Below are 24,328 nucleotides of genomic sequence, written 5' to 3'. Positions count from 1 at the left end.
TCTTATTCAGGCTCTGGAATCAACCAGATGCTTGCCCAGCTTCTTCTCCAGCATTCCCTGCAGCTGCGTCAGGACGGTGCTGAAGATCAGGTACACCACGCCGGCCTCCACATAGAGCAGCAGGGGCTCAAAGGCGGTGGCATTGATGGTCTTGGCCGTCATCATGATCTCGGCCACGGTGATGGTGGATACCAGGGAGGTATCCTTCAGCAGGCTGATAAAGGAGTTGCCCAGGGAGGGCACCGCCACCAGAGCTGCCTGGGGGATGATGACCTTCCGCATGGTCTGCAATTTGTTCAGGCCCAGAGCCCGGCAGGCCTCAAACTGGCCTTTGGGGATGGAGCCCAGGGCGGCACGGATGACTTCGGAGTTATAGGCGCCCTGGCTGATTGTAAGGGCCAGAATGGCCGACGGAATGGGAGCCAGGACCAGCCCCACCGAGGGCAGGCCGAAATAAATCACATAGATCTGGACCAGAAGAGGGGTGCCGCGGATGACCCAGACCACGAACCAGGCCACGGCCTTGAAGGGCGCGATCTTGGACATACGCATCAGCGCCAGGGCAAAGGCCAGTACCAGGCCCATGGCAAAGGATACCAACATCAGCGGGACGGAAATCAACAATCCGGCTTTAAACATGGGCCAGAAAGAGTTTATCAGCAGTTCCAGTTGTTCCACAGCGGCCCACCTCCTTCGAGTGTAATAAGTATTAAAGTTGATCGGGGCGAGGGGACTGCCGGCGGCAGTCCCCTCCGCCTGTGTGTGCTTACTTCTGATAGATGCTGGTGCTGTCGGCCACGGCCTGGCCAAAGTACTCCACAGTCAGGTCGTACAGGGTGCCGTCGTCGATCATGCTCTGCAGAATCTCGGAGACCTTGTCGCACAGCTCCTGGTCCTCCTTGCGGAGCATGGCGGCAGACTCGATCTCGTAGCGGTTCTCCTCGTCGGGCTCATAGGTAGCCGCGATCTTCACGTTCACGTCGGGGCGCTCAGCCATATAGGCGTCCACAGCGGCCACGTTGTTCACATGGGCGTCGGCACGGCCGGTGTTGAGCTGCTCCATGGCGGCGGTCAGGTCGCCGTCAGCGGTGGTGGCGCCGTAGCGCTGGGCGATCTGGCCGGCGGCGGAGGAGGGAGAGTTGATGCACAGCTTGCCGCTCAGGTCATCAAAGGAGGTGATCTCGGTGTTGTCGCCGTTGACCACCAGGCAGTAGGGGTTCTCGGCATAGGCGATGGTGCAGGCATACTTCTCCTGGCGCTCGGGGTTGGGGTTCACGCCGCAGATGACGATGTCATAGCGGGCGGCGTCCAGGCCGGCCAGCACGGGGTCCCAGCTGTCGGAGATCTGGAACTCGGCCTCCACGCCCAGGCGGGAAGCCACTTCCTTGGCCACCTCCACCTCAAAGCCGGTGAGCTCGCCGGTGCCGTCCTCATTGTACACATAGGGGATCCAGTTGCCCTCGGCGCCGATGGTCAGCTTGCCGGCGTCCAGGACACGCTGCAGGGAACCGTCGCCCTCGGTCTGAGCCGGGGTGGTCTCGCTCTGGGCGGGGGTAGTCTCATTCTGAGCGGGAGTGTTGGCGCTGCCGCTGCCGCCGCCGCCGCAGGCGGCCAGGGAAAAGACCAGTGCAAGAGAGAGGACCGAGGGGATCAATCTTTTCAGCTTCATGATGTTCACCTTTCCTTACATTTGATTTTATTTACCGATGGGGCGCATCGGGAAATAACGCTCAATCCTCCAGGAACCGCTCCAGTACCCGGAGGTTTTTCCGGTCTGCCTCGAAGGGGTCGGAGAAGTAGTGCTCATCCGCCACCTCCTGCACCAGGTAGCCGGTATAGTTCCATTGGTTCATGATTTGAATCTGTTGGGACAAGGAGGTGTTGCCGTCTCCCCAGATGTTGTGGAGCCAGGGGTCGCCGTCCAGAAAGTGCATATGGATCAGGTCCGAGCCGAAAGCCCGGAACCAGTCCTCCAGGCTCTCCCCCGCCGCTCCGGTGGCAATGTTGTCCACCATCATTTTCAGACTGGGGTGATCCACCTCCCGGTACATCCGTACAGCTCGTTCCAGGTTGTAGACCAGGTTGCTCTCATCGTCCCGCAGGGATTCCATCACCAGGTTCACGCCCAGGGGTTGGGCCACCCTGCACAGACGGCAGAGATGATCCCGGCACCGGTTCCACATGGTGTCCTCCTCCTCCCCCAGGTAACCCCAGCCGGAGTTGACCACCACCCGGTCGGCCCCCAGTTCAGCGGCCAGATGGATGGCGTTGGAGAAGTAACGGAAGGAGTATTCCAGCTGATCCCTGTCCTGGGCGGCGTACTGGTACTGGTAGGCCATGCTGGGGGCGGTAATGGATACCACCTTCACGCCGTGGTCCTTCAGCTTGCTTTTCAGCACCGATACGTCGTCATAGCCGGTGTGATCCAGCCAGAAGTGGGAAGCCCCGCACCACAGCTCGATCTGGCGAAAGCCCAGCTTCCGCTGGCAGTCCAGGAAGTAGTCCAGAGAAAACCGGCGGTAGTGCTGGTTCATGTTCACCAGCTGGCCGCGTCGGATACCCTTCATGTCCTCCCCCCTGTTCTCAGCGCCGCCAGAGCCTGCCTCAGCGGATAGCCGGGCCGGTCCACATAGCGCTCGCCGGGCAGCAGCAGAGAGAGTTCTCCCCGGTAACCTGCCGTCTCCAGCTGTTCCAGATAGTGGTCCATGGGCAGGCATCCTTCCCCCCAGGCCCGCCAGCCGTGGTAATTGCCGTCGCACAGCCGAACCAGCTCGGTGCAGGTTCCCAGCCGGGCAAACCAGCCGGGGATATCGTCTCCCCACACGCTCATGGCGTTGGTATCCAGGCAGGCCCCCAGCCAGGGGCTGTCCACCCGGCGGATTACGCCCAGGATCTCCTCCGCCGATCCCAGCACAGGGGACTGGGCGGCCAGAGGGGCGTCGGGGCCCAGCACCGGCATGAGCAGCAGCTTCACCTGAGCGGCCTCTGCCGCTGGACACAGCCTGTCCAGCAGCTCCGCCGCCTGGTCCAGCAGTCTGTCCCGTTCCAGGTCCCAGCAGGCCCCCTCCGCCCCCAGCACCACCCGGTCGGCCCCCAGGGAGGCCGCCAGCAGGATACAGCGGCGGTAATAGTCCAGCGTGGACTGCCGCTGCATCCCCGCCGGGGCGGTGATGGAATAGCGATAGGGAGGCGGGGTGACCACCGCGGCCCGCAGGCCTCTCTCCTCCAGCATTCGCCGGAGGGCGGCGGCGTCCCCCATCTCAGTATGGCTGCACCAGAAATGGGGCGTCTGGGGTACGAAGTCCAGGGCCGTCAACCCAAGCTCCACCAGGTCGTCCAGGCAGGCCTCCAGGGGCATATGGCTGTAGGTACTGTTGGAGCCCAGCAGCTCCCAATTCCGGGCCATCCTTACTTGATCTCGCCGGGATAGCCGTTCTCACACAGCTCGAACCACACATAGGCGAACTTCTCGCCCTCGGCGCACTCGCTGCCGTGGTGGGAGCCGTGGGGGGTGTAGGTCACGTCGCCGCCCACCACATGGATCTTCTCGTCCTCGGCGGTGTAGGTGAAGGAGGCCCCGGGCAACATGATGTACCACTGCTCCAGCTCATTGTGGATGTGCTGGCCGATGTAGTTGGGGCCGGTGCCGAAGTTGGCGCCCATGGACAGGCGGCCCAGATTGCGGTGCTCGATGAGCATCATCTGCTGAATGTCGGCGCCGGTGAAGTCCTCCTTGTAATGCCAGGCCTGGGACACACCCCGGAACCGGGGCAGAGTCAGGTGGGACTCCTTCAGGCAGGTCTTGTCGTAGTCGCTCAGCTCGGTGACGAAGTGAACAATCTCCATATTTTCCTTGGCGTCGGCGGCGCAGTGGAAGGTAAACTGCTCCTTGTCAAAGTCGGGCACGAACACGGAGACCTCGGTGATGTTGAACACCCGGCGGGGGGTGACGATGTAGCCCTTGCCGGCGGTGATGAGAAACACCTGATTGTGCTCCTGACGGGAGAAGATCTCCGGGGTCAGGTCGGCGCCGGGCTGGATGGAGATGCGCTCCACCGTCGCGTCATGGTAAGCGCCCTCCAGGATGGGCACCCGGGACACGCCGTCCACATAGTTGTGCTTGACCTCAGCGCCTCTCGAAATCTGAACCAGAGCCATGGTACATTCCCCTTTTCATTGAAATAGATAATGTGTAGTGGATGGATATCTTACTTGATCTCGCCGGGATAGCCGTCGATGCACATCTCGAACCAGATGTAGTCGCAGGTCTTGTCCGCTTCCACCTTGCTGCCGTGCCAGAAGCCGGTGGGGGTGAAGGACAGGTCGCCGCCGGTCATCTTGACCTCTTCCCCGCCGGCGGTGTAGATAAACTCGGAGCCGGGCAGGGGGAAATACCACTGGGCCAGTTCGTTGTGGATATGCTGACCGATCTCCACCGGGCCCTTGCCCCGGACACAGCCCATGGACAGACGGCCCAGGTTGCGGTGCTCCAGCAGCATGATGGAGGTGGTGATATCGTTGTCCTTGAAGTCCTCGTCATAGGTCCAGCCCTGGGAAATGCCGCGGAACCGGGGCAGCACCATGCGGGACTCCACCAGACAGGTCTTGTCGTAGTCGCTCAGCTCGGTGATGATATGCAGGTACTCCAGAGGCTGCTTGCTGTCGGCGGAGCAGGTGATGGTGAAGTGCTCGGTATCAAATTCGGGGACGAACACACCGGGCTCCACAATGTTCCAGGCCTGACGGGGGGTGGTCACGTAGCCCTTGCCCTTGGTGAAGATGAACAGCTGATTGTGCTCCTTCACAGAGTAGATGTCAGGGGTCACGGAGCAGCCGGGCTGCAGGGCGCAGTGGGCGAAGTGGGCCTGGTCGAACTCCCCTTCCAGCACCGGCACCTTGGCAAAGCCGTTGACAAAGTCGTACTTCACATCACTGTAACGAGCTACCTTGATCTGAGACATGGTTCGTTTCCTCCTTAATATAATGAAGATCAGAGCATTTTGCTCAAGAACTCCTGAAGCCGCTTATTCTTGGGGTGGCTGAAGAACTCCTCGGGCTCGCTGTCCTCCACGATGTAGCCGCCGTCAATGAAGATCACACGGTCAGCAGCCTCACGGGCAAAGCCCATCTCGTGGGTGACCACCAGCATGGTCATGCCCTCCGCAGCCAGCTTCTTCATCACGTCCAGCACCTCGCCTACCATCTCGGGGTCCAGAGCGGAGGTGGGCTCGTCGAAGAGCATGACCTCCGGCTTCATGGCCAGAGCCCGGGCAATGGCGATGCGCTGTTGCTGACCTCCGGAGAGCTGGTTGGGGTAGGCATCCTTCTTGTCCTCCAGGCCCACGGTCTTGAGCAGTGCCATGGCCTGCTCCTGGCTGGTCTGCTTGTCCTGTCCCTTAACCATGGTGGGGGCCAGCATAATGTTGTCCAGCACCGTCAGGTGGGGAAACAGGTTGAACTGCTGGAACACCATGCCCATACCGAGCAGTACCTTGGTGGCCGTCTTGGCGTCGGCGCTGACCAGATCCACGTCGTGGTAGAGGATCTGTCCACCGGAGGGCTTCTCCAGCAGGTTGAGGCAGCGCAGGAAGGTGGACTTGCCGCAGCCGGAGGGCCCTACGATGGCCACCACCTCACCTGGCTGGATCTCAATGTCAATACCCTTGAGCACCTCATGGTTCTTAAAACTCTTTTTCAACCCCTTGACGCTGATCATACTCATAGCTTCTCTGCCCCCCGTAAATGATACTGTTCCAAGCCAAAGTAACGAATGCTGTTTCGGTAACAGATGTCGGCCGTCATGCCATCCAGCGCTGCCCGGTCATCGGGCAGCTGTCCGCTTTCCACCCAGCCGCCCAGCAGCTCACACAGGATGCGCCGGAAATATTCATGCCGGGTATAGGAGAGGAAGCTGCGGGAATCGGTGAGCATCCCCACAAAGTTCCCCAGCAGGCCGTTGGCCGCCAGGGCCTTCATCTGGGCCTCCATACCGCCCTTATTGTCGTTGAACCACCAGGCCGCGCCGTGCTGCATCTTCCCGGCCACGCCCGGTCCCTGGAAGCAGCCCATCAGGGTGATGAGTCCTGCGTTGTCGTTGGGATCCAGAGAGTAGAGGATGGTCTTGGGCAGAGCCCCCTCCTCCTCCAGGGTGCTGAGGAAGGCGGCCAGATCAGGCAGGTTTACCCCCGGCCCGATGCTGTCATATCCGGTATCCGGTCCCAAAAGCCGGTACATCTTGGTGTTGTTATTGCGCTGAGCGGCAAAGTGAAGCTGCATCACCCAGTTTCGTTTGGCATAGCCTCTTTCGAAGAAAAGAAGCAGGGCTGTCTTGTACTTCCACTTCTCTTCCCCGGTCACCTCTTCCCCGGCCAGCCGCCGTTTCAGGATGGCATCCAGCTCTTCCGTGCCAGCGGGCCGATAGCAGATGTTGTCCAATCCGTGGTCAGCCACCCGGCAGCCGTTTGTATGGAAGAAGTCCATCCGGTTCTCCAGCGCCCCCAGCAGGCTGTCCCAGCCGTCGATCTTCACGCCGGCCGCCTGGCCCAGCCGCTCCAGGTAGGCGGCAAACTCCGCCTTCTCCAGGTTCACCGCCTGATCGGGTCGGAATGCGGGTAGCACGCAGGTCTCCAGGGTGGGATCGGCAGCCATTTTAGCGTGCCACTCCAGACTGTCCGCCGGGTTGTCGGTGGTACACAGCAGGGTTACATTGGACTGCTTCAGGATATCCCGGACGGACATCCCATCCCCGATGACCTTGCCGCAGTGGTCCCAGACCTCTTTGGCGTTGGCGCCGGTCAGATGGCCGTCATACCGGAAATAGCGGCGCAGCTCCAGGTGGCTCCAATGATAGAGTGGATTACCCGGAGCCCGCTCCAGCGCTTTGGCCCAGGTCTGGAACTTTTCAAAGGGATCGGCGTCGCCGGTCACCAGTCGTTCCTCCGCCCCGTTAGCCCGCATCAACCGCCACTTATAATGGTCCCCTTCCAGCCAGAGCTGGGTCAGGTCATGAAAGACCCGGTTCTCGGCGATCTCCCGGGGACTGACGTGACAATGGTAATCCAGAATGGGCATCTGCTCCGCCACTGTGTGGTACAGCGTCCTGGCCGTTTCGGTGGTCAGCAGAAAATCTTCGTCCAAAAAGGGCTTTGCCCCGCTCATATGCTTCCCTCCCATGCGTCCGGTACGGGCTGATATGCAGCTGATATATCGCTGATATATTTTATGGTTTGAAGATATCACAGTTTATTCGACCTGTCAACCCATAAACCGACGATTCTGCCAAAGAAATTCATTTTCATGTTTTCCTTCTTGTGATAATCCGACAACAAGAGATCCCGAAATGTCCTGCAATTTCCCCTTCAGGACCTAATTGACTCCTTTTTTTGTCTCTAATTCCCATCATTTCTTCCCTTTTTTGTCATTTCCCCACCTACTTGACGGACCCTTCCAAGGCTGGTATACTGCAAGCGGATGATATATTACATGAATGTACAGCTGATATATCAGGCACACAATTTTGATATGTCGCTGCGGAAGGAAGTTGCCTATGGCACCCATCAATACCAAACGGGAGACCAGTCTGTCCAAACAGGCATACGATCAGATCAAGAATATGATCCTGCAAAAGGAACTGTCGCCCGGCCAATTTGTGAATGAGTCTCAGCTTCAGGAATCCCTGGGGCTGGGCCGGACGCCGGTACGGGAGGCCGTTCTGGCGCTGGCCCAGGACAATCTGGTGCAAATTCACCCCCGCAAAGGCATCGAGATCACCCGCCCCACCCCCAAGAGCATCCATGATATCTTTGAGATCCGCTCCCTGTTAGAGCCCATGATTCTCCGCCAGTGCTTCTATCAGGTGGATCTCCAGTGGGCCACCGATATGCGGGCCCTGCTGCTGGAGCACCAGGACGATGAGGCAGGCAGGGCTGGACAGACCGCCTCTCCCCTGATTGAACTGGACAATAAATTTCACCTGGAGCTGGTGGATACCCTTCATAATCAGTATGCCTCCCAGCTGATGCGCAGTCTGGTGGACTATCTGAACCTGATCCGCATCACCGCATGGCGCCCCCTGCGCTATCAGGTGAGCAATCAGGAGCATATCGCCATTCTGGACGCCATTCTTCAGCAGCAGCAGGAAACTGCCTGCCAGCTGCTCACCGAGCACATCCAGCTCTCCTATCAGGAGGCCATCAATACCATGATGCACTCCTCCCTCTGACGCAAAAAAGCCGCGCCGGCTTCCCTCATGGAAGCCGGTGCGGCTTTTTCATTGATATATTGATATATTTATTTACATTTCATCTTCGTCGTCCTCTTCATCGTCCACGTCCGGCTGCTGCTCCTTGATATAGGGCCGGAAAATCCGCTCCAGCAGAAAGGCGTGCAGACAAGTCACGATAGTGGGCAGCAACATAACCAGAATGGGCACATTAGAGCATACGATGAGGGCGACAAAAGCGATCACCGCCATCAGCACGGTGCTGGGCAAGTGTGCGATGGCCAGCTTGCCGCAGTTGACCAGCAGCCCGCTGACCTGAAAGGTAAACCGGGAGAGCACCGGAAAGAGGTAGCAGATAAAGCCGATGGGCAGTAGCAGAAAGACCCGGTAGGCAAAAAACAGCGTATAGCCCACATCGTCCGTCAGGGCCATCTGATAGAGCACCTCGTGGAGGATGACCAGCACCGCCATCAGCGGGACTATCACCAGGCTGGTCAGTGCACCCACCTTGAAATTTTGCTTGAAGGTACGGAAAAACAGGACCCAGCTGTTGCGCTCATCGCCCAGGATACAGCGTACCACCGTGTTGTAGAGCGCGGTGGTGGCTGGCCCCAGCGTCACCAGGGGAATGGAACACACCAGCCAAAACACACTCAAAATCACCAGATCGGCTATCTTTTCCGTCAGGCGGTAGATACCGTGCTCCGGGTTAAAGATTCCCATGGCAATGCCTCCCTGCAAAAGTCGATACCTGATTCTACTCTATTTTTCAAAAAGATGCAATTCCCAGCTTGTGGTCAGCCGTCGATGTGGATGGGCACCCCGTTGACCTCCACTTCCCCTTCCGCCGGAATGAGGATGTACTTTTTCCCATTGATAGAGCGAGTCTCCACCAGAGCGCTGTACTCCGGGGACACCTTGATGGTTACGTCGGGCATGGAGACCTGGACCTGCTTGGCGTCCACCAGGTTCCGGGGACTGAGCCGGGTCTCCGCTCCAAAGCTGTCGTCGTAGCGGCTGTCAAAGGCGTTTACATGGCTCTCGGACACACCGCAGGACAGCAGCACACACTTCACCGCCCCCTTAGACACCATCAGATGCTCCTCTTCCTTATTCTCCTTGTGCTCCTCTACCAGCTCCCGCAGCTGGTCATGGACCGCCTGGACCACATCGTAGCTGCACTCCTCCCCCAAAGTCTCCCCCAGAATGGACTGGAAGGTTTCCTTCTGGGCCTGGGCAGGCATGGGGATGGGAGAGGCAAATACCGCCTGGGCAAAATTCTCGTGGTTCTCCCCCACGTCTCGATTGTAGTACAACGCGTCATAAAGGTTGGTGGTACGATCGTCAAAGGCGGGAAACAGGAAACCCACCTCCGGCGGGGACACCAGCCAGTCAGCCTGGCGGTTATAGAAGCGGCTCTCCCGGGCCTGGAAACTGAGAGCAGGCTTGGTCTGCTTCACCGGGCAGATGCTGCACAGGATGTAGGAATAGACCTCCTCGGAGGCGTCTTTCTGGGTCTCGCCGTCCTTAGCCCGGTAGGGTACGTCGTACCGGTCATGAGCCAGCAGGATCAGATAGCTGCCTTCCAGATCCAGGCTGTCGATGGTCTTCTGGAAAAAGGCCTGGACAGCTTCCTCATCCCCCAGACCAGAATCCCGCAGGGCCATGAGCAGCTTGTGCTCCTCCCCCTCCGCCACCTGCTTGGTGGCAAAGCTGATGTCGATCAGGTTGCGGTCAATGCCGCCGGAAAGGGTGCGGCGCAGAATGGCCAGCAGCTTTTCGCTCTCCTCCTCGCTCATCAGCGCCAGGGACTGGTTAAACTGAGAGACGATCTCCTTCTTTTCGTTGACGTAGCAGCCCCGCACATGGGTGATGGCACTCTTGTCCGCCTTGAACCGGCGGCGCAGCTCCCCTACTTCCTTTTCATTCATGGTCCTGGTCCTCCATTTCCGGGATAATGGCGGCCCATCTTGCATCGGGCCGTATCAATGTCTTTCATTTCTTGCAGTATTTAAAACCGGCCCTTTGGGCCGTCGGCGCTTTTGCGCCGTACGAGCGTTTTGGGCTGTCAGCCCAAAACCTCGGCGCAGGGGCAATTCACTTGCCCCGAGCATTTTGATTTCTTGAGGTATCCAAAAAAGAAGGACATCCTTTACGGATGTCCTTCTTTTTTGGTGCGCGAGGCGGGACTTGAACCCGCACGTGCGTAATGCACACTAGAACCTGAATCTAGCGAGTCTGCCAATTCCACCACTCGCGCATATGGTGCGGATGACGGGACTCGAACCCGTACGGCCGTGGGCCACTAGCACCTCAAGCTAGCCAGTCTACCAGTTCCAGCACATCCGCAAAACACAGCCCCGTCAAAAGACTGCTCGGTTATTATAGCGCCCCGACCAGGCTTTGTCAACACTTATTTTTTCTTTCCCGGGAAATTATCGATTTTTCTCCCACTCCAGCAGAGCAGTGATCACATCGTTGTACACCCGCTCCGGCTCCTCCTTGAAGCCCTTGGCCATCCGCTGGGCCTGCTCCCGGGTACCGCAGAACAGCTCCAGCGTGAACAGATTTCCCTTGTCATCGTCCAACTCCATCTTCACCGTGCTGCCCCCCTCCGGCCGGTCCTCCACATGGGCGCGCACCTGTGCATTGCGCCGGAGGATGCCGTTGATCCGGGCCAGATTGACACCGCACTTCTGCTTGACGGTGTAGGGCAGGCTGCTCTCACAGGCGGCGCCGTTGGAACGTCCCTTGTCGGTGATGGCGTACAGGTCGTTCTCCAGGGTCAGGTGCCCGGTTTCCACCAGTTCGGAGACCGCCTCGGCAAACTCAAAGTAGTCCACCCCATCATCGCACATGGTCAGGTCAGTAAGGGCGTGAAAATCGATGGGAGACGCCACCCGTGCCATGATGTAGAGGATCAGGAACTTGATATCCAGTTTGTCGTGGATAAAACCGTGACGTGCCATGGAGTTCTCCTTTCCGAAGCGCTTGCCGCTTACTAATCATTATACCCAAGCCCGAGTAAAATCACAAGTGCAATTTCCCGGCTGCGGCCACCTTGACGGGAACCTGTCCCACAGAGTATGATAAAGGTACCACACTGCGGAGCCCCGGCCCCCACGGCGGGCGCCCGGCAAGAAAACGGAGGATACCGTCATGGGAAAAAAACTGCTGCCCCTGCTGCTTACGCTGCCCCTGCTGCTCTCCGCCTGCGGTGGGTCTCCGGAACCGGAGGACTCCCCCGCGCCGCCCACTTCCTCCGCCCCCGTGGTGGAAAGTGTTACGCCCACACCCACCGAGACCCCTTATGACGGCCCCCTCAACCCACTCACCGGCCTGCCCATGGGCGAAGAGTGGGTCAACCGCCGGCCGGTGGCCATCATGCTCAACAATCTGAAGCAGGCCCTCCCCCAGCTGGGCCAGTCTCAGGCTGATATCATCTATGAGATTCCCGCCGAGGGCGGCATCACCCGAATGGTTGGCGTCTATCAGTCCCTGGACGGGGTGGGCACCATCGGCTCTATCCGCTCCGCCCGTCCCTACTATCTGGAGGTTGCTCTGGGCCACGACGCCGTGTTCCTCCATGCCGGCGGCAGCGAGGACGCCTACAGCAAAATCAAGACCTGGGGCGTCACCGCCCTGGACGCGGTACGGGGCCCCTATCTGGGCAGCACCGAAAACAGCAATCTGATGTGGCGTGACCCGGTGCGCAAGCAAAGCTACAGCCTGGAGCACACGGTGGTCACAACCGGCCAATCCATCATGGACCGGCTGCCCACCTACAACATCCGTCTGGACCATAAGGACGGCTACGTCTATGAGATGAACTTCGCTGAAGATGGTACTCCCGCCGACGGCGTGGACGCCACCCAGATCACCGTTCCCGTCTCCAGCTACAAGACCGGCCGCTTTGTCTACAATGAGAACACCGGTAAGTACGGCGTAGAGGAGTACGGCGCGGCCTACATAGACGGCAACACCCAGCAGCAGGTAGAGGTCACCAACGTAGTCATCATCAAGACCGCCTGCCGCAACACCGGCGACTATCTGGGCCACATCACCGTGGACCTGTCCAGCGGCGGCAAGGGCTATTTTGCCTGCGGCGGCAAAATCACCGAGCTGACCTGGAGCAAGCAGGCCCCCAGCGGCCAGTTCTATTATGAGGATGCCGACGGCAACCCCATTACCTTCGGTGTGGGCAATACCTATGTGTGCGTGGTCCCCACCGACTGCAACGTGAGTTTCTCCTAAAGATAAAAAGGACGCCGCAGCAATTGCCGCGGCGTCCTTTTTTATAGTTGACCGGGATCAATGGTAATATCACCTGCCGGAACCTTGGCCCAGTCGAAGTCCTTGGCCAGCTCCGCCGGACGCACCGGCTCCGGCTTGTCCAGCTGCCCGGCCCAGAAGGCCAGTAAGCCGGTCAGCCCCTCCGGTGTGAACCGCTGCCGCAGGGCTCCCATATCCAGATCCCGCTCCCGCTTGGACAGCCGTCTGCCGTCGGGGGCCAGCAGCAGAGGCACGTGGCAGAACTCCGGCGGGGTCAGTCCCAACAGCTCGTAGAGATAAATCTGCCGGGGGGTGGAATCCAGCAGATCCCGCCCCCGCACCACCTGATTGATCTCCATGGCCCCGTCGTCGTATACCACCGCCAGCTGGTAGGCATACACCCCGTCAGACCGGCGCACAATGAAGTCTCCGCAGTCTTTGAGCAGGTTTTCGGTATAGGCTCCTTGCAGTTTATCTGTAAAGCTAATATTCCTGTCAGATACCATCAAACGCCAGGCGGGACAACGTTTTTCACCCAATTCCGCCCGCTCTTTCTCTGTCAAGCGTCTACACTTGCCACCATAGATCACCTGTCCGTCGCTCCTGTGGGGCGCTGAGGCAGCCAGCCGCTCCGCCCGAGTGCAGAAGCAGGGGTAGATCAGCCCTCTTTTCTCCAGATCTCGGAAGGCGTCCGCATACAATTCTGTACGGTCACTTTGGGTATAGGGTCCATGAGGTCCTCCGGTCTGATAACCCTCGTCCCAGTCCAGACCCAGCCAGCGCAGATCGTCAGCCAGCTGATCGGCGTATTCCGCCCGGCACCGGTCCGGGTCCAGGTCCTCCATCCGCAGCACCATAGTTCCCCCGGCACAGCGCACCGACAGCCAGGCCAGCAGCGCGGAAAACAGGTTGCCCAGGTGCATCCGTCCGCTGGGACTGGGGGCAAACCGCCCCCGCAGCTCTCTCATGCTCCTCTCCCCTTTCTTCTGTAGTGTACCACAGCCAGAGGTCCTTGACCATTGCAATCTGACAAAAAATATGGTATGCTGATGAAAATTAAGTGTGCTCCGAGCGGAACCGCCTAAGGGCCCGGCCTATGGCGTACCGCCAGGGTCGCTCTGGAAACGGCGCGGCCTTCCGTCTTTGAAAAGGAGTCTCTACCACAGGGGGATTGTATCCTTCTGTCCAGAGGTACCGGATCGGACGGTACCTCTTTTTCTTTACTAGGAGGGACAGATAATGAAATTGATCGATACCCGCGACGCGGTAGGTCATGTGCTCTGCCACGACCTGACCCAGATCATTCGGGGCGTCACCAAGGACGCCCGGTTCCGCAAAGGCCATGTGGTTACCGAGGAGGATATCCCGGTGCTGCTGAGCATGGGCAAGGAGCACCTCTATGTATGGGAGCGCCAGCCCGGGATGCTCCATGAGGATGAGGCCGCCCTCCGCCTCCAGGCCCTGTGCCAGAACGAGCATATGCACGGCACCGCTGTGAAGGAGGGCAAGATCGAGCTCATCGCCGACATCGACGGCCTGTTTCAGGTGGATGTGGCGCGGCTTAACGCCCTCAACGGCGAGGACGAGATCATGATCGCCACCCGCCATACCAACACCGCCGTTCACAAGGGGGACAAGCTGGCAGGCACCCGTATCATCCCCCTGGTTATCGCCGAGGACAAGCTGAAGGCGGTGGAGGAGCGGGCCGGGACCGGCCCCATCCTCTCCCTCACCCCCTGGAAGCTGAAAACCTGCGGTCTCATCACCACCGGCAGCGAAGTGGCCAAGGGCCTCATTGAGGACACCTTTACCCCCGTTATCATCGACAAGCTGGCCACCTACGGTATTGAGGTCACCCAGCACTGCCTCCCCGGCGACGACATGGCCGCCATCACCGCCGCCGCCCTGGACTATAAAGCCAAGGGGGTGGACCTGATCCTGTGCACCGGCGGCATGAGCGTGGACCCGGACGACAAGACCCCCAAGGCCATCAAGGACACTGGTGCGGACATCGTGTCCTACGGCGCCCCAGTGCTGCCCGGAGCCATGTTCCTGCTGGGCTACTTTGCCGACGGTACCCCCATTATGGGCCTGCCCGGCTGCGTCATGTACGCCAAGGCCACCGTATTTGACCTGGTACTCCCCCGCATCGCCGCTGGAGTCAAGGTAAGCCGTGCTGACCTGAAGGCCCTGGGCCATGGCGGTCTGTGCCTGGGCTGCCCGGAGTGCCACTATCCCATCTGCCCCTTCGGCAAGGGGTGCTGACCATGGTCACGGGTATTTCGCTGGAACAGGCAGTTGAGCTGATAACCGGTAAACTGTCCCCGCTGGGATCGGAGACACTGCCCGCCCTTCAGGCTCTGGGCCGTACCCTGGCAGACCATGTGACTGCCCCCATTGACCAGCCGCCTTTTGACCGCTCCCCTCTGGACGGCTATGCTCTCCGCTCTGCTGACATCGCCGGGGCGGACCGGGACCACCCCATCTGTCTGCCGGTGGTAGATACCCTGTATGCGGGAGATGAAGCAAAATCCCCTCTTCTGCCCGGACAGGCCATCCGCATCATGACGGGAGCCATGTTGCCCCAGGGCTGTGACTGCGTACTCCGTCAGGAGGACACCGATCGGGGTAATCCCGTGAGCATCTATGCCTCTCTCCCCCCTTATAAAAATTATGTCTACCAAGGCGAGGACTACCGGATTGGCAGCCTGCTGTTGAAGGCAGGCACCCGGCTGGACGCCGCTGCCCTTGGCGTACTGGCCAGCGCCGGTATCACAGAGGTAGCCGTGCGACGCAGGCCAAAAGTGGGGCTGCTCACCACTGGGGACGAAGTGGTGGAGGCCGGGCAGCCCCTCCCTCCCGGGAAGATTTACGGCTCCAACGGAGCCCTGCTCACCGCCCGGCTGACGGAGCTTGGTATGCCTTCCCTTTGCCGTCATGCCGCTGACTCCCCTGCCGCTGTAACAGAGGCCATGGAGGGGATGCTGGAGGACTGTGACCTGCTCATCACCACCGGCGGCGTGTCGGTGGGTGACAAGGATATCTTTCACCAGGCCCTCCCCCTGCTGGGGGCGGAGCGGGTATTTTGGAGGGTGGACCTGAAACCGGGCACCCCGGCTATGTTCTCCCGGTATAAGGGCAAGCCGATCCTGTCTCTGTCCGGCAACCCCTTTGCCGCTTTCACCACCTTTGAATTGCTGGCCCAGCCCCTGCTGGCCGCGCTGGCAGGAGAGCCCCACCTGCTCCCCCGACGGCAGCAGGCCATCCTGACCACCCCCTATGACAAACCCAGCCCCCGGCGTCGTTTTCTTCGGGGCCAGTATGAGAACGGGCAGGTGACGCTGCCGGTGGGGCATTCCTCCGGCCAGCTGGCCTCCCTGGTGGGGTGCAACTGTCTGGTGGAGCTGCCTGCAGGCACTCCGCCGGTGGATGCTGGACAGGCCATCCAAGTGTGGCTGCTGTGACCACCTGATATCGATTCTATAAGGAGGTTATTATGGAACCTGCTTTCAATCATTTTGACGAGGCCGGCAACGCCATTATGGTGGATGTGACCGGCAAGGAGCCCACCTATCGCACGGCGGTGGCCGAGGGCACCATCAAAGTCACCCCGCCCATCCTGGCCGCTATCACCGGACACACCGCCGCCAAGGGCGACGTGCTGGGTGTGGCCCGGGTGGCGGGTATCATGGCCGCCAAGCGCACCTGGGAGCTGATCCCTCTGTGCCATCCCCTGCTGCTCAGCCACCTGTCGGTGGATTTCGAAATTCTGGAAGAGGCCTGCGCCGTGCGGGCCACCTGCACCGTCAAGCTCTCCGGCAAAACCGGCGTGGAAATGGAGGCCCTCACCGGCGTCTCTGTAGCCCTGCTTACCATCTACGATATGTGTAAGGCCCTGGACAAGGGGATGGAATTGGGCGACATCCATCTGGTCCACAAGGAGGGCGGCAAGTCGGGGGTGTATGACCGTGGCTAAGCCCCTGGTGGTGGCAGTATCCGGGGTAAAAAACTCCGGCAAAACCACCCTCATAGAAGCCATGCTCCCCCTGCTGGAGGAGTCGGGCCTCACCGTGGCAGTGGTCAAGCACGATGGCCACTCTTTTGACGCAGACCCGCCCGGCACCGATACCGGCCGCTTTATGGCCGCTGGTGCGGCAGGCACCGCCATCTTTGACAGGGAAAAGTTTAAGATCGTGAAGAAGCAGCCTGTAACAGAGGACTTCCTCATCACGCAATTCCCCGAAGCGGATCTGATCCTGCTGGAGGGCTTCAAGCACACCGGCTGGCCCAAGCTGGAGGTGGTACGGAAGGGCAACTCGGAGGAACCGGTGTCCGACCCGGCCACCCTGCTGGCTCTGGTCACCGATCTGCCTCTGGAGGTACCCGACGTACCGGTGCTGCCCCTGGACCAGCCCCATGAGGCGGCCCGCTTTCTGCTCCGCTTAGTAAAGGAGAGTGGCGGCCATGCTTGACCAATTTGGACGAAACATCCGCTATCTACGGGTATCGGTCACCGACCGGTGCAATCTGCGCTGCCGCTACTGTATGCCCGAGGAGGGTGTGGAGTGGGTGGACCACAGCGCCATCCTTACCTATGAGCAGATCATCCGTCTGGTGCGTCTGGCCGCCTCTCTGGGGGTGGAAAAGGTGCGCCTCACCGGCGGCGAGCCTCTGGTCCGCAAGGGTCTGGCCAATCTGGTGCAGGAGTTAAAGGCCATCGACGGCATCCGTACCGTCAGTCTCACCACCAACGGAATACTGCTGGCCGACCAACTACCCGAACTTTTGAAGGCCGGCTTGGATGGGGTGAACCTCAGCCTGGACACCCTGGACCGGGCCCAGTTTGCTGCCCTCACCCGGCGAGACGAGCTGCCCCGGGCTTTGGCTGGATTGGAGGCCGCCCTGGCCGCGCCGGGCCTCACCGTTAAGGTCAACTGCGTCCCCTCCGGCGGCAATGACGCCCAGCTGGTCCCTCTGGCCGCCCTGGCCAGGAACCGGGACCTGACCGTCCGCTTCATCGAGCTGATGCCCATTGGCCTGGGGGACACCCTCACTCGCCGCACCGAGGAGGAGGTGCTGCGGCAGCTGGAGACCGCCTTCGGCCTCGCCCTTCCTTGCCCCTCCGATGCTCTGGGCGGGCCCAGCCGGAATGTGACCTTCCCCGGCTTCCAGGGCAAGGTGGGCTTTATTAGTGCGGTGTCCCATCAGTTCTGTCAAAGCTGCAACCGGGTGCGGCTCACTGCCACCGGTTTTCTCAAGACCTGTCTGCAATACGACCACGGGGTGGATCTGAAGGCTCTGCTGGACGCTGGCGCCGACGATACGGCCCTGCAAACTGCCATGGCAGACGCTATCAACCACAAACCCGCCAGCCACCACTTCGGCGGACAGCGGGAGGCGGCCGACGAGGGCCGCAACATGAATCAAATTGGAGGATAAGACCATGGGCAAAGTGATCGCTGTCTGTGTCAGTGAACAGAAGGGCACCCAGAAGAAAAATGTGGGCTCCGCCCAGTTCGTGGAGGACTGGGGCATCCAGGGGGACGCCCACGCCGGCAAGTGGCACCGTCAGGTATCCCTGCTCTCTCACGAGCAGGTGGAGGCCTTCCGGGCCAGAGGTGCCGTGGTGGATGACGGTGCTTTTGGGGAAAACCTGGTGGTGGAGGGCTACGACTTCAAGACCCTGCCCATCGGCACCAAATTCAAGTGCAACGACGTGGTGCTGGAGCTGACCCAGGTGGGCAAGCAGTGCCACGCCCACTGTGAGATCTACAAGGTCATGGGCGACTGCATCATGCCCCGGGAGGGCGTATTTACCAAGGTGCTCCATGGGGGCACCATCTCGGTGGGGGACGACCTCACCATCGTGGAGGAGGGCTGAATATGCGGGTAGCCATCATCACCCTCAGCGACTCCGGCTATGCCGGACAGCGGGAGGACAAGAGCGGTCCCGTGATCCGGGAAATGGTGGAGGCGGCAGGCTATGAGGTGGTCCACACCGCCCTGCTGCCCGACGGCATGGAGCCGCTGGGCGGCGAGCTAAAGCGGTTGTGCGACAACGATCTGGCCGACCTGGTCCTCACCACCGGCGGCACCGGCTTCTCCCCCACTGATCTCACCCCGGAAGCCACCCTGGCGGTCACCGAGCGCCCCGCCCCCGGCATTGCCGAGGCCATGCGGTGGCAGTCCCTCCAGATCACCCCCCGGGCCATGCTGAGCAGGGCGGCGGCGGGCATCCGCAAACAGACCCTCATGGTCAACCTGCCCGGCAGTCCCAAGGCGGTGCGGGAGTGCCTGGAGTTTATTCTTCCCTCTCTGGCCCACGGCCTGGAGATTTTAAGGGGGACTACGGGTAACTGCGCCCGTTAAGATAAGTCCTGAATTCTTCGAGCCCGTAACGCCTAAAACCTTTGATGTCATGGCGGCGGGCCGGGGCGCTCCTGGAAACGGGATCGCCTACCATTTTGTAAAGGAGAATGCAGCATGAAAAAAATCGTATCCCTGATCCTGTCCCTGTCATTGATCCTGGCGTTAGCCGCCTGCGGCGGCAATTCCGGTGCCGCCCAGAGCCCCGCTCAGAGCAGCGAGACTCCCGCTGAAACCACCCCCGCTCAGGCCGAAGAGGTGGAAGTGGTGGTGTTCGCCGCCGCCTCCATGGAGGCCACCCTTACCCAGATCGCCGACCTCTACAAAGAGGTGGCTCCCAACGTCACCCTCACCTTCACCTTTGACTCCTCCGGTACCCTCAAGACCCAGATCGAAGAGGGCGCGGTGTGCGACCTGTTTATCTCCGCTGCCCAGAAGCAGATGAACCAGCTGGACAGCACCGACACCACCGGTACCAACGAGGGCCTGGATTTCGTGCTGTCCGACACCCGCATCAACTTTGTGGAGAACAAGGTGGTGCTGGCAGTGCCCGACGACAACCCCAAGGACATCCAGTCCTTCTCCGATCTGGCCACCGACAAGCTGTCCCTGCTCTGCCTGGGCAACGATGATGTCCCCGTGGGCGCCTACTCCCTCCAGATTCTGGACACCCTGGGCATTGATATCACCGCCCTGGAGGACGCCGGCAAGGTGACTTACGCCTCCAACGTATCCGAGGTGGCCAATCAGGTGAAGGAGGGCGCTGTGGACTGCGGCATCATCTACGCCACCGACGCCTTTACCTATGAGCTCACCGTGGTGGATCAGGCTACCGCCGAGATGTGCGATCAGGTCATCTATCCCGCCGCCGTCATGAAGTGCGGCGGCAGCGAAGCCAGCCAGGCCGCCGCCCAGGCCTTCCTGGACTATCTGCACACCGACGAGAGCGCCATCGCCGTGCTGGAGGGTGTTGGCTTTACCGTCATCCAGTAAACACAAGGGCCTGCCGCTATGGCGGCAGGCCCATTTAATAAGGCAGGTGATCGGTTCTGGATCTCTATCCCCTTTTGAATTCCCTGCGCATCGCCGCCATTTCCACGGTGCTCATCTTCTTCCTGGGCATTCTGGCGGCCTACTATGTGGCCAAACTGCCCCGGCTGGTGAAGGGTGTGCTGGATGTGGTCCTCACCCTCCCCCTGGTCCTTCCCCCCACCGTGGTGGGCTATTTCCTGCTGCGGCTGCTGGGCCCCAAGCGGACCATCGGGCTGTGGTTCCTGGAGGTCTTTGACCTGCGGCTGACCATGGTATGGTACTCGGCCATCTTCGCCTCGGCGGTGGTGGCCTTTCCCCTGATGTACCGCACTGCCCGGGGAGCCTTCGAGTCCTTTGATATTACTCTGGCCCATGCTGCCCGTACCTTGGGCAGGTCCAACACCTGGATCTTCTGGCGGGTCATGATGCCTTACTGCAAGCAGGGCATCATCGCAGGCACCGTGCTGGCCTTCGCCCGTGCTCTGGGCGAATACGGCGCCACCGCCATGATCGCCGGATATACCCCCGGCAAGACGGCCACCATCTCCACCACGGTGTACCAGCTGTGGCGTACCGGCGACGACGCCGGAGCCATGCAATGGGTGCTCATCAACCTGGCCATCTCTGCCGTGGTACTGCTGTGTGTCAATATGCTGGAGAAAAAGGACCGCCGGCCCCGCCGCCGGGCCGCTCCTGTCTCCGGGGAGGTGGAGTGATGCGGTTACAGGTTGACATTCACAAAGACTTCGGTAAATTCCGGCTGGACTGCTCCTTTGAGACGGAGAGCGGCCAGGTTACCGGCCTGCTGGGTGCCTCCGGCTGCGGCAAGAGCCTGACCCTCAAGTGCATTGCCGGCATCGAGAAGCCCGACCGGGGCCGCATTGTGCTGGACGACAGGGTACTCTTCGACTCGGAGCGTCGCATTGACCTGCCCCCGCAGAAGCGGAAAGTAGGCTATCTCTTCCAGAATTACGCCCTCTTCCCCAACATGACGGTGGCCCAGAACATTGCCGTGGGGGTACAGGACAAAGCCGCCCGGAAGGAGACGGTAAACTGCCTGATCTCCTCCTTCTACCTGGAGGGGCAGGAGCACAAATACCCCCGGCAACTGTCCGGCGGCCAGCAGCAGCGGGTGGCTCTGGCCCGTATTCTGGCCAGTCAACCAGAGGTACTGCTGTTGGACGAGCCCTTCTCCGCCCTGGACAGCTATCTGAAGTGGCAGGTGGAACTGGAGCTGGCCGACATTCTCTCCGTCTTCTCCGGGCCGGTGCTCTTTGTCACCCATAACCGGGATGAGGTGCAGCGGCTGTGCCAGCAGGTGTGTGTACTGGACAATGGCCGCTCCCAGGCCATGATGCCGGTACATGAACTCTTTGAGGCTCCCCGCACCCTGTCGGCCTGTCTGCTGTCCGGCTGCAAGAATGTGTCCCGTGCCAAGGCCACAGCGGACGGCAAGGTAGAGGCTCTGGACTGGGGCGTAACCCTGAACCCAGGCCAGCCGCTGCCGGAAGGGCTGACCCATATCGGTGTCCGGGCCCACTACATCAGGCCGGTGGAGGGCCCCGGCCCCAACGCACTCCCCTGCCTGGTGGAGCGGGTGGTGGAGAACGTATTCTCCACGGTGGTCATGCTGTCCACCCCCGGCGGCAGCCAGGGCTTTTCCCGTCTGCGCATTGAGCTGGAGAAGGACCGCTGGGCCGCTCTGTCCCAGCGCGACCCTCTGTGGCTGGAGCTGCCCACCAAAGACCTGCTGCTGCTGACCAGCAAATAAAAAGCGTCCCCACGGCGTTGCCGTGGGGACGCTTTTGCTTTTATTTGATGGGTACTGCCCGGAAGGCTTCTCCCAAAGTCATGGGAGCCACACCTCCTGCAGTCATCTCGGTGAGCCGGGCGGCGAAAGCCTCGGTGTTCTCCTCGGGCAGCAGCACATGGACGGTAACGTCGGCGGCGTACTCGCTCTCCCCCAGTACACCACCCTGGGCCTCCGCCTCCTGGCGCACCCGCTCGAAGAAGGAGTAGGGGCAGGTCACCGCCGTCTCTACCCACCGGCGCACCACCGAGATCCCGGCGGCATCCAGAGCGTCCTTGGCGCTCTGGGTGTAGGCCCGCACCAGACCGCCCGCCCCCAGCAGCACGCCCCCGAAGTAGCGGGTCACCACGCAGCACACGTTGGTGACCTCTTCCCGCTGAAACACGTTTAGCATGGGCTGACCGGCGGTGCCCTGGGGCTCTCCGTCGTCGGAGTAGCGCTCCACGCCGCCCTCCTTGATGCGGTAGCACCAGCAGTTGTGGCGAGCGTCGTAGTACTTCTTCTTCATGGCCTCGATGTAACCCCGGGCCTCCTCCTCGCTCTCCACCGGCCAGACATGGCCGATGAATCGGGATCGCTTCTCCACAAATTCCGTCTCCGAGGGGGCGGTGGGGACATAGTATTCCGTCATCTGGCCTCCCACTCCCTTCTGGTGATGGCAAAGTAGTGGGCCAGCCGGGTCTCATTCAGCTGCTCCACCGGCTCCACCCGGCTGAGGCGGTAGGTCATGCCGCATTTCTGCATCACCCGCTTGGATTTGCGGTTGCCGTCGTAGTAAGCGGCCCAGATGGCGGCATAGCCCAGGTCCACAAAGGAATGGCGGAGGATGGCCTCCACCGCCTCTGGGATCAGGCCCTGGCCCCAGCAGTCCCGAGCTAGGGAGTAACCCACCTCCTCGCTGGGGGTGCCCAGCTCGGTGCGGTGCTTGCCCACAAACCCGGCGGAGCCGATGAGCCGCCCGTCGGACTTTTGAATCACCGCAAGGGTGTCAGAGGGCAGGAAGATCTCCCGGATCACCCGCAAGCTCTCCGCCTCATCGGCGTGGGGCTTCCACCCAGCCCAGGGACCCACCTCCGGGTGTCTGGCATAGGCATACAGGCCGACCGCGTCCTTCTCCGTAAAGGGACGCAGCAGCAGGCGGTCAGTTTCCAGTGGCTGCATAGCCGTTCCTCCTCATATCACAAACATTTAAAACCCCTCGGAGAGCGGAGGGGGTATCGCGCCGTTTCCGGCGCGTATCTAGGGGGAACTGGTTCCCCCTGGAAGGCGCGGCTTGAAGCGAAGCGACGCATTTTCCGCAGAAAATGCCCGCGCCTCAGTCTTCCCAAAACTCCTTGGGGGGCGTCCAGCCGGACACAATATAGTCCTTTAACCTACCCAGCTGAATGGGGGTGCACACAGCCTCTACCTCGATGGTCTCGCCGTAGTCCACCCGTTCCACCTTGGCCTCCCGGTGGAGTAGATCCACAATACCGCCCTTGTCATAGGGAATGTGGAGCACCACCCGGTGGGCGCCGGTGTCCAGCCGGTCGCCGATCTTGCTGAGCAGCTCGTCCAGTCCCTGGCCGGTCTTAGCGGAAATCGATACGATGTCCTCGCCGTGGGGCAAAATCTCGCTGGGGCAGCGGTCGATCTTGTTGAATACGTCGATACGGGGAGTCTGCTCGGCGCCCAGCTCACAGATCAGCTTCTCCACCACCTCGGCCTGCTCCCGCCACTCCGGGTTGGAGGTATCGATGACGTGGAGGAGCAGGTCGGCGTAAGACAGCTCCTCCAGGGTGGCCTTAAAGGCCTCCACCAGATGGTGGGGCAGCTTGCGGATGAAGCCTACGGTATCGCTGAGGAGCACCGTGCAGGTGTCGGAGATCTCCAGGGTACGGGTGGTGGTGTCCAGGGTATCGAAGAGCCGGTTGTTGGCAGGGATATCCGCCCCGGTCAGCTTGTTGAGCAGGGTGGACTTGCCGGCGTTGGTATAGCCCACGATGGCCACCACCGGCACCTCATTCTTCTCCCGGCGGGAGCGCTGGGTAGCCCGCACCCGGCGCACCTGGTCCAGCTCCTCCCGCAGCTTCTGAATCTTTCGGCGGATGTGCCGCCGGTCGGTCTCCAGCTGAGTCTCACCGGGACCGCGGGTGCCGATGGCACCCTCCTGCCGCTCCAGGTGGGTCCACATACCCAGCAGTCGGGGCAGCAGGTACTGATACTGGGCCAGCTCTACCTGGAGACGGCCCTCCTTAGTGCGGGCACGCTGGGCAAAGATGTCCAGGATGAGGGCCGCCCGGTCCAGCACCTGGACCTTCAGGTCCTCAGACAGGGCACGCTGCTGGGAGGGAGACAGGGGGTTGTCCACGATAACCATGTCCGCCCCCATGGCGTCCACCAGTTCCTTTACCTCCGCCACCTTGCCCTCACCGATGAAGGTACGGGGATCGGGGGTATCCTTATTTTGAAACACGGTGCCCACGCACTCGCCGCCCGCCGTCTCCAGCAGGTCGGCCAGCTCCTCCATGGAGGAGTCGTCGGCATTTTCCGCCTCGGACAGGCAGTGGGCGTTGAGGCCCACCAGCACTGCCCGGTTGATTGCTTTTTTCTCTTGGTTTTCTGTCATGTGTCCTCCGATGGGCGCA

The 24,328-nt window shown here is 60.9% G+C and carries 27 protein-coding genes, 2 tRNA genes and 2 riboswitches; of the genes, 12 read left to right on the top strand and 17 right to left on the bottom strand.

Annotated elements, in window-relative coordinates; all coding sequences use genetic code 11:
• Window positions 1-6 precede the first annotated feature (6 nt).
• From B5E56_RS04935 to uxaC, 8 genes are all read right to left on the bottom strand, one after another.
• Window positions 7-678 carry an amino acid ABC transporter permease gene (locus tag B5E56_RS04935; RefSeq protein WP_343214226.1) on the bottom strand — a complete coding sequence of 224 codons (672 nt, stop codon included), beginning with the start codon at window positions 676-678 and terminating at the stop codon, window positions 7-9.
• A gap of 88 nt (window positions 679-766) precedes the next feature.
• Window positions 767-1,669: a transporter substrate-binding domain-containing protein gene (locus B5E56_RS04930; RefSeq protein WP_087388883.1), complete on the bottom strand. Its 903-nt coding sequence runs from the start codon at window positions 1,667-1,669 to the stop codon at window positions 767-769.
• A gap of 61 nt (window positions 1,670-1,730) precedes the next feature.
• Window positions 1,731-2,567, bottom strand: a complete 837-nt coding sequence (locus B5E56_RS04925) for a sugar phosphate isomerase/epimerase family protein (RefSeq protein ID WP_158098668.1) — start codon at window positions 2,565-2,567, stop codon at window positions 1,731-1,733.
• Window positions 2,564-3,406, bottom strand: a complete 843-nt coding sequence (locus tag B5E56_RS04920; protein ID WP_087388881.1) for a sugar phosphate isomerase/epimerase family protein — start codon at window positions 3,404-3,406, stop codon at window positions 2,564-2,566. Before B5E56_RS04920 ends, B5E56_RS04925 begins: the two co-directional genes overlap by 4 nt.
• Window positions 3,407-3,408: 2 nt before the next feature.
• Window positions 3,409-4,158: a cupin domain-containing protein gene (locus tag B5E56_RS04915; RefSeq protein WP_087187380.1), complete on the bottom strand. Its 750-nt coding sequence runs from the start codon at window positions 4,156-4,158 to the stop codon at window positions 3,409-3,411.
• 50 nt (window positions 4,159-4,208) lie between these two features.
• Window positions 4,209-4,961, bottom strand: a complete 753-nt coding sequence (locus B5E56_RS04910; RefSeq protein WP_087388880.1) for a cupin domain-containing protein — start codon at window positions 4,959-4,961, stop codon at window positions 4,209-4,211.
• A 29-nt stretch (window positions 4,962-4,990) separates the two neighbouring features.
• The gene (locus B5E56_RS04905; RefSeq protein ID WP_087388879.1) at window positions 4,991-5,716 is read right to left on the bottom strand and encodes an amino acid ABC transporter ATP-binding protein; all 726 of its coding nucleotides are present in this window, start codon (window positions 5,714-5,716) and stop codon (window positions 4,991-4,993) included.
• A gap of 2 nt (window positions 5,717-5,718) precedes the next feature.
• A complete protein-coding gene (uxaC, locus tag B5E56_RS04900; protein WP_087388878.1) occupies window positions 5,719-7,158 on the bottom strand; it encodes a glucuronate isomerase in 1,440 nt (479 codons plus the stop codon).
• A 388-nt stretch (window positions 7,159-7,546) separates the two neighbouring features.
• Here uxaC and B5E56_RS04895 point away from each other — a divergent pair, with 388 nt between their 5' ends.
• Window positions 7,547-8,221, top strand: a complete 675-nt coding sequence (locus B5E56_RS04895) for a GntR family transcriptional regulator (protein WP_087388877.1) — start codon at window positions 7,547-7,549, stop codon at window positions 8,219-8,221.
• 72 nt (window positions 8,222-8,293) lie between these two features.
• Here B5E56_RS04895 and B5E56_RS04890 read toward each other — a convergent pair whose 3' ends face one another.
• The 5 genes from B5E56_RS04890 to B5E56_RS04870 form a co-directional block, all read right to left on the bottom strand.
• Window positions 8,294-8,944, bottom strand: a complete 651-nt coding sequence (locus B5E56_RS04890; RefSeq protein WP_242958773.1) for a YesL family protein — start codon at window positions 8,942-8,944, stop codon at window positions 8,294-8,296.
• Between the two features lie 74 nt (window positions 8,945-9,018).
• Window positions 9,019-10,152, bottom strand: coding sequence for a DUF4317 domain-containing protein (locus B5E56_RS04885; protein ID WP_087388876.1), 1,134 nt, complete (start codon window positions 10,150-10,152; stop codon window positions 9,019-9,021).
• A 241-nt stretch (window positions 10,153-10,393) separates the two neighbouring features.
• Window positions 10,394-10,481: transfer RNA gene (locus tag B5E56_RS04880), tRNA-Leu, on the bottom strand.
• A gap of 3 nt (window positions 10,482-10,484) precedes the next feature.
• Window positions 10,485-10,570, bottom strand: a tRNA-Leu gene (locus tag B5E56_RS04875).
• Window positions 10,571-10,656: 86 nt separating this feature from the next.
• Entirely contained in the window at window positions 10,657-11,190 is a 534-nt protein-coding gene (locus tag B5E56_RS04870; RefSeq protein WP_087187386.1) for a DUF4364 family protein, read from the bottom strand.
• 190 nt (window positions 11,191-11,380) lie between these two features.
• Between B5E56_RS04870 and B5E56_RS04865 the strand changes: the two genes are divergently transcribed.
• Window positions 11,381-12,475 carry a DUF3048 domain-containing protein gene (locus B5E56_RS04865; RefSeq protein WP_087388875.1) on the top strand — a complete coding sequence of 365 codons (1,095 nt, stop codon included), beginning with the start codon at window positions 11,381-11,383 and terminating at the stop codon, window positions 12,473-12,475.
• A gap of 41 nt (window positions 12,476-12,516) precedes the next feature.
• Here the strand turns inward: B5E56_RS04865 and gluQRS are convergent, their stop codons facing one another.
• On the bottom strand, window positions 12,517-13,461 hold the full coding sequence (gluQRS, locus tag B5E56_RS04860) for a tRNA glutamyl-Q(34) synthetase GluQRS (RefSeq protein ID WP_087388874.1): 945 nt from the start codon (window positions 13,459-13,461) through the stop codon (window positions 12,517-12,519).
• An 85-nt stretch (window positions 13,462-13,546) separates the two neighbouring features.
• Window positions 13,547-13,663, top strand: a riboswitch (molybdenum cofactor riboswitch).
• Window positions 13,664-13,732: 69 nt separating this feature from the next.
• Here gluQRS and B5E56_RS04855 point away from each other — a divergent pair.
• The 10 genes from B5E56_RS04855 to B5E56_RS04810 all read left to right on the top strand — a co-directional run bounded on the left by B5E56_RS04855 (window position 13,733) and on the right by B5E56_RS04810 (window position 21,662).
• A complete protein-coding gene (locus B5E56_RS04855; protein ID WP_087388873.1) occupies window positions 13,733-14,758 on the top strand; it encodes a molybdopterin-binding protein in 1,026 nt (341 codons plus the stop codon).
• 2 nt (window positions 14,759-14,760) lie between these two features.
• Window positions 14,761-15,957, top strand: a complete 1,197-nt coding sequence (gene glp / locus B5E56_RS04850; protein ID WP_087388872.1) for a molybdopterin molybdotransferase MoeA — start codon at window positions 14,761-14,763, stop codon at window positions 15,955-15,957.
• 32 nt (window positions 15,958-15,989) lie between these two features.
• Entirely contained in the window at window positions 15,990-16,469 is a 480-nt protein-coding gene (gene moaC, locus B5E56_RS04845) for a cyclic pyranopterin monophosphate synthase MoaC (protein ID WP_087388871.1), read from the top strand.
• The gene (mobB, locus tag B5E56_RS04840) at window positions 16,462-16,965 is read left to right on the top strand and encodes a molybdopterin-guanine dinucleotide biosynthesis protein B (protein WP_158098667.1); all 504 of its coding nucleotides are present in this window, start codon (window positions 16,462-16,464) and stop codon (window positions 16,963-16,965) included. The genes moaC and mobB overlap by 8 nt, the downstream gene beginning before the upstream one ends.
• Window positions 16,958-17,932, top strand: coding sequence for a GTP 3',8-cyclase MoaA (moaA, locus tag B5E56_RS04835; RefSeq protein WP_087388869.1), 975 nt, complete (start codon window positions 16,958-16,960; stop codon window positions 17,930-17,932). The genes mobB and moaA overlap by 8 nt, the downstream gene beginning before the upstream one ends.
• Before the next feature lie 4 nt (window positions 17,933-17,936).
• Window positions 17,937-18,374 carry an MOSC domain-containing protein gene (locus tag B5E56_RS04830; protein WP_087187394.1) on the top strand — a complete coding sequence of 146 codons (438 nt, stop codon included), beginning with the start codon at window positions 17,937-17,939 and terminating at the stop codon, window positions 18,372-18,374.
• A gap of 2 nt (window positions 18,375-18,376) precedes the next feature.
• A complete protein-coding gene (locus B5E56_RS04825) occupies window positions 18,377-18,862 on the top strand; it encodes a MogA/MoaB family molybdenum cofactor biosynthesis protein (RefSeq protein WP_087388868.1) in 486 nt (161 codons plus the stop codon).
• A gap of 3 nt (window positions 18,863-18,865) precedes the next feature.
• Window positions 18,866-18,984: riboswitch (molybdenum cofactor riboswitch) on the top strand.
• On the top strand, window positions 18,977-19,852 hold the full coding sequence (gene modA / locus B5E56_RS04820; protein ID WP_087388867.1) for a molybdate ABC transporter substrate-binding protein: 876 nt from the start codon (window positions 18,977-18,979) through the stop codon (window positions 19,850-19,852). It overlaps the preceding riboswitch by 8 nt.
• A gap of 56 nt (window positions 19,853-19,908) precedes the next feature.
• Entirely contained in the window at window positions 19,909-20,607 is a 699-nt protein-coding gene (gene modB, locus B5E56_RS04815) for a molybdate ABC transporter permease subunit (protein ID WP_087388866.1), read from the top strand.
• Window positions 20,607-21,662, top strand: a complete 1,056-nt coding sequence (locus tag B5E56_RS04810) for a sulfate/molybdate ABC transporter ATP-binding protein (RefSeq protein ID WP_087388865.1) — start codon at window positions 20,607-20,609, stop codon at window positions 21,660-21,662. The genes modB and B5E56_RS04810 overlap by 1 nt, the downstream gene beginning before the upstream one ends.
• Before the next feature lie 40 nt (window positions 21,663-21,702).
• On the opposite strand, the gene B5E56_RS04805 is transcribed toward B5E56_RS04810, so the two are convergent.
• The 3 genes from B5E56_RS04805 to hflX all read right to left on the bottom strand — a co-directional run bounded on the left by B5E56_RS04805 (window position 21,703) and on the right by hflX (window position 24,309).
• Complete coding sequence (locus tag B5E56_RS04805; protein WP_087388864.1) at window positions 21,703-22,332, bottom strand: YigZ family protein; 630 nt, start codon at window positions 22,330-22,332, stop codon at window positions 21,703-21,705.
• Entirely contained in the window at window positions 22,329-22,862 is a 534-nt protein-coding gene (locus B5E56_RS04800; RefSeq protein ID WP_087388863.1) for a GNAT family N-acetyltransferase, read from the bottom strand. Before B5E56_RS04800 ends, B5E56_RS04805 begins: the two co-directional genes overlap by 4 nt.
• Window positions 22,863-23,016: 154 nt before the next feature.
• The gene (gene hflX / locus B5E56_RS04795; RefSeq protein ID WP_087388862.1) at window positions 23,017-24,309 is read right to left on the bottom strand and encodes a GTPase HflX; all 1,293 of its coding nucleotides are present in this window, start codon (window positions 24,307-24,309) and stop codon (window positions 23,017-23,019) included.
• Window positions 24,310-24,328: the final 19 nt, after the last annotated feature.

It is taken from the genome of Flavonifractor sp. An112, assembly GCF_002161085.1.
GTDB lineage: Bacteria > Bacillota > Clostridia > Oscillospirales > Oscillospiraceae > Flavonifractor > Flavonifractor avicola.
The sequence above is the reverse complement of the archived record's forward strand: the minus strand, read 5'-3'. Positions and strand labels throughout refer to the sequence as shown.

What these genes read in the sequence shown, in the direction of transcription:
- gluQRS (WP_087388874.1), bottom strand. Translation starts at nt 13,461, where the DNA reads ATGAGAGAGCTGCGGGGGCGGTTTGCCCCCAGTCCCAGCGGACGGATG.
- moaC (WP_087388871.1), top strand. Translation starts at nt 15,990, where the DNA reads ATGGAACCTGCTTTCAATCATTTTGACGAGGCCGGCAACGCCATTATG.
- B5E56_RS04855 (WP_087388873.1), top strand. Translation starts at nt 13,733, where the DNA reads ATGAAATTGATCGATACCCGCGACGCGGTAGGTCATGTGCTCTGCCAC.
- B5E56_RS04805 (WP_087388864.1), bottom strand. Translation starts at nt 22,332, where the DNA reads ATGACGGAATACTATGTCCCCACCGCCCCCTCGGAGACGGAATTTGTG.
- B5E56_RS04865 (WP_087388875.1), top strand. Translation starts at nt 11,381, where the DNA reads ATGGGAAAAAAACTGCTGCCCCTGCTGCTTACGCTGCCCCTGCTGCTC.
- B5E56_RS04885 (WP_087388876.1), bottom strand. Translation starts at nt 10,152, where the DNA reads ATGAATGAAAAGGAAGTAGGGGAGCTGCGCCGCCGGTTCAAGGCGGAC.
- glp (WP_087388872.1), top strand. Translation starts at nt 14,761, where the DNA reads ATGGTCACGGGTATTTCGCTGGAACAGGCAGTTGAGCTGATAACCGGT.
- B5E56_RS04915 (WP_087187380.1), bottom strand. Translation starts at nt 4,158, where the DNA reads ATGGCTCTGGTTCAGATTTCGAGAGGCGCTGAGGTCAAGCACAACTAT.
- B5E56_RS04890 (WP_242958773.1), bottom strand. Translation starts at nt 8,944, where the DNA reads ATGGGAATCTTTAACCCGGAGCACGGTATCTACCGCCTGACGGAAAAG.
- uxaC (WP_087388878.1), bottom strand. Translation starts at nt 7,158, where the DNA reads ATGAGCGGGGCAAAGCCCTTTTTGGACGAAGATTTTCTGCTGACCACC.
- B5E56_RS04830 (WP_087187394.1), top strand. Translation starts at nt 17,937, where the DNA reads ATGGGCAAAGTGATCGCTGTCTGTGTCAGTGAACAGAAGGGCACCCAG.
- modA (WP_087388867.1), top strand. Translation starts at nt 18,977, where the DNA reads ATGAAAAAAATCGTATCCCTGATCCTGTCCCTGTCATTGATCCTGGCG.
- B5E56_RS04810 (WP_087388865.1), top strand. Translation starts at nt 20,607, where the DNA reads ATGCGGTTACAGGTTGACATTCACAAAGACTTCGGTAAATTCCGGCTG.
- B5E56_RS04825 (WP_087388868.1), top strand. Translation starts at nt 18,377, where the DNA reads ATGCGGGTAGCCATCATCACCCTCAGCGACTCCGGCTATGCCGGACAG.
- B5E56_RS04920 (WP_087388881.1), bottom strand. Translation starts at nt 3,406, where the DNA reads ATGGCCCGGAATTGGGAGCTGCTGGGCTCCAACAGTACCTACAGCCAT.
- B5E56_RS04895 (WP_087388877.1), top strand. Translation starts at nt 7,547, where the DNA reads ATGGCACCCATCAATACCAAACGGGAGACCAGTCTGTCCAAACAGGCA.
- B5E56_RS04925 (WP_158098668.1), bottom strand. Translation starts at nt 2,567, where the DNA reads ATGAAGGGTATCCGACGCGGCCAGCTGGTGAACATGAACCAGCACTAC.
- B5E56_RS04800 (WP_087388863.1), bottom strand. Translation starts at nt 22,862, where the DNA reads ATGCAGCCACTGGAAACTGACCGCCTGCTGCTGCGTCCCTTTACGGAG.
- B5E56_RS04905 (WP_087388879.1), bottom strand. Translation starts at nt 5,716, where the DNA reads ATGATCAGCGTCAAGGGGTTGAAAAAGAGTTTTAAGAACCATGAGGTG.
- moaA (WP_087388869.1), top strand. Translation starts at nt 16,958, where the DNA reads ATGCTTGACCAATTTGGACGAAACATCCGCTATCTACGGGTATCGGTC.
- B5E56_RS04910 (WP_087388880.1), bottom strand. Translation starts at nt 4,961, where the DNA reads ATGTCTCAGATCAAGGTAGCTCGTTACAGTGATGTGAAGTACGACTTT.
- B5E56_RS04870 (WP_087187386.1), bottom strand. Translation starts at nt 11,190, where the DNA reads ATGGCACGTCACGGTTTTATCCACGACAAACTGGATATCAAGTTCCTG.
- hflX (WP_087388862.1), bottom strand. Translation starts at nt 24,309, where the DNA reads ATGACAGAAAACCAAGAGAAAAAAGCAATCAACCGGGCAGTGCTGGTG.
- B5E56_RS04930 (WP_087388883.1), bottom strand. Translation starts at nt 1,669, where the DNA reads ATGAAGCTGAAAAGATTGATCCCCTCGGTCCTCTCTCTTGCACTGGTC.